Genomic DNA, 2,700 nt, shown 5'->3' with positions numbered 1-2,700 from the left:
CTTGGGCTGCAGGAGACTTTCGAGGAGGCCGGGATCCCGGCCGTCACCGTGCCCACTCTGCGCCGTGATCACGGCGGGCGGGCCCAGCTCCTCCACTCGCTCGCCCAGGCGTTCACCGCCGGGATCGACGTCGACTGGAGGGCCGCGTTTCCGGCCGACCCGGCCCCTCGTACGGTCGAACTGCCCACGTATGCCTTCCAACGCCGACGCTACTGGGCCACTGCCACCGGCGGAGTCGGTGATGTGGGTGCCGCGGGGTTGCAGCGGGTGGAGCATCCGTTGCTGCGGGCGGCGGTGGGCCTTGCGGATGGCGGGCTGGTGCTGACCGGGCGGGTGTCGGCCACCGCCGGTGACGGCTGGCTCGCTGACCATGTGGTCGCGGGAGCGTCTCTGGTGCCGGGCGCGGCGCTGGTGGAGTGGGTGTTGCGGGCGGCCGACGAGGCGGGCTGTGGGCGCATCGAGGAACTCGCGCTGCAGGTGCCGTTGGTGTTGCCGGATTCGGGCGGGCTGCGGGTGCAGATCGTGGTGGGCGAGGCCGCCGAGGACGGGCGGCGCGAGGTGCGGGTGTACTCCCGGCCCGACCGCGATGCCGAGCCCGGTGCGGATCCCGACTGGGTGTCCCACGCGCAGGGCGTCCTGAGCCCGCCGACCGCGCCGAGCGCGGCCGAGGAACTGGCGGGGCCCTGGCCTCCCGAGGGCGCGAAGCCGATGGACGTCGAGGACTTCTACGAGCATGCCACGGCATCGGGCTATGCGTACGGGCCGTCGTTCCAAGGGGTACGCGCGGTGTGGCGGGACGGTGCGGACCTGCTGGCCGAGGTGGCGTTGCCCGAGGCGGCCGGGGACGCGGATGGCTTCGGCATCCACCCGGCACTGCTCGACGCCGCACTGCACCCCATGCTGCTCGCCGCCGACATCGAGGCGACCGACGATGGCGGGATGAGACTGCCGTTCGCCTGGAACGGCGTGTCGTTGTGGGCCACGGAGGCGACCACCGTCCGGGTCCGGCTCTCGCCCCATCAGGACGGTGTGGCGGGGGAGCGCGGGGTGAGGGTGGTCGTGGCCGATGGCATGGGCGCCCCGGTGCTCACGGTCGGTTCCCTGACGATGCGCCCCGCCGACCCCCGACAGCTGCGATCCGTGGGCGGACGTGGCGTCGATGGGCTCTTCACGCTGGACTGGATTCCGGTGCCCGACGTACCGGACGCGGATGCCTCCGACACCACGCGCTGGGTCGTACTGGGCGAGGACGCGCTGCACCTGGCCGAGGAGCCCGGACTCGGCGGTGGGGGCGTGGTGGCCCACCCGGGTCTCGAAGCGCTGGTCGCCGCGCTCGACGACGGTGCGCCACCTCCCGCGTTCGCCGTGACCTACCTGCCCGCCGTTGGTGGCCCGGCGGTGGCCGGAGCCGCGGGCAGGGCGGCTGATGGCTTGGTCGCCGTCGGCCATGCGCTGCAGCTGGTGCGGGGGTGGCTGGCCGAACCGCGGCTGGCCGACGCCCGGTTGGTGGTGGTGACACGCGGCGCGGTGTCGATCGGCGCCCCCGAAGACGGCGCCCCCGAAGACGGCGCCCCCGAAGACGGCGCCCCAGAAGGCGGCGCCCTCGAAGGCGGGGACCTCGAACGCGGGGATTCCGGCGGCGGAGAGCTGAATCTGGCCGCCGCGGGGCTGTGGGGCCTGCTGCGGAGCGCGCAGGCGGAGCACCCGGACCGATTCGTTCTCCTCGATCTCCACCAGGCCACCGATCCGGCCGTGGGAGAGGTGGCGGATGCCGTGGTCCGTGCCGTACGGGCGGATGAGCCACAGGTGGCGCTGCGCACCGGGCGGCTGGTGGCGCCCCGGCTGATGCGCGCACGTGCCACCGACGGTGCCGACGAGACGGAATCCGGCGGGCTGACCCCCGCTGGGCTCGACCCCGACGGCACGGTGCTGATCACCGGTGGTACGGGTTTGCTGGGCGGTCTGGTGGCCGAGCATCTCGTACGTACGTGGCAGGTCGAGCATCTGGTTCTGGTCAGCCGACGTGGCTCGGACGCGCCCGGCGCACCGGAGTTGGCCGAGCGGCTGAACGATCTCGGTGCGCGGGTGCGGATCGCCGCGGTGGATGTCACGGACGCGGACGCGGTGGCCGATGCGGTGGCCGGTATCGACCCGGCGCATCCGCTGACCGGTGTCATTCATGCGGCGGGGCTGCTGGATGACGCGGTGGTCACCTCGCAGACGCGGGAACAGGTGGCGCGGGTGTGGGCGGCGAAGGCCACGGCGGCCGCCCATCTGCACACCGCCACGGCGGATCTTCCCCTCCGCATGTTTGTGATGTTCTCCTCGGCCGCCGGAGTCGTGGGCAACGCGGGCCAGGCCGGATACGCGGCGGCCAACGCGTTTGTCGACGCGCTGGTCGCCCAGCGGCGGGCGCTCGGGCTGCCCGGGCTCTCCCTCGCATGGGGGCTGTGGGCGCGGGCCAGCGAGATGACCGGCCATATGGGCCGGGCGGATCTGACGCGACTGCGCGGAATGAGGCCGTTGTCGTCCGAGCGCGGGCTGGCCCTGCTGGACGCCGCATGCCGGTGCGCGAATCCGCTGATGGTGGCCGTGGACTTCGACCCGGCAGGGGTGGCCGGTGAGGAGCTTCCGGCGGTGCTGCGGGGGTTGGTGTCCGGTCGTATTCGGCGGCGGGCCGCTGAGGGTGGTCCGTCGGCG

At 73.5% G+C, this 2,700-nt stretch carries 1 protein-coding gene; it reads left to right on the top strand.

Annotated elements, in window-relative coordinates; genetic code table 11:
* A partial coding sequence (locus NP777_RS46670; RefSeq protein WP_256656287.1) for a type I polyketide synthase occupies positions 1-2,700 on the top strand: 2,700 nt, incomplete at both ends.

The sequence above is a fragment of the Streptomyces rugosispiralis genome (assembly GCF_024505145.1).
Lineage (GTDB): Bacteria > Actinomycetota > Actinomycetes > Streptomycetales > Streptomycetaceae > Streptomyces > Streptomyces rugosispiralis.
Note: the sequence above shows the minus strand (reverse complement) of the source record. Positions and strands in the feature narration are given on the sequence as shown.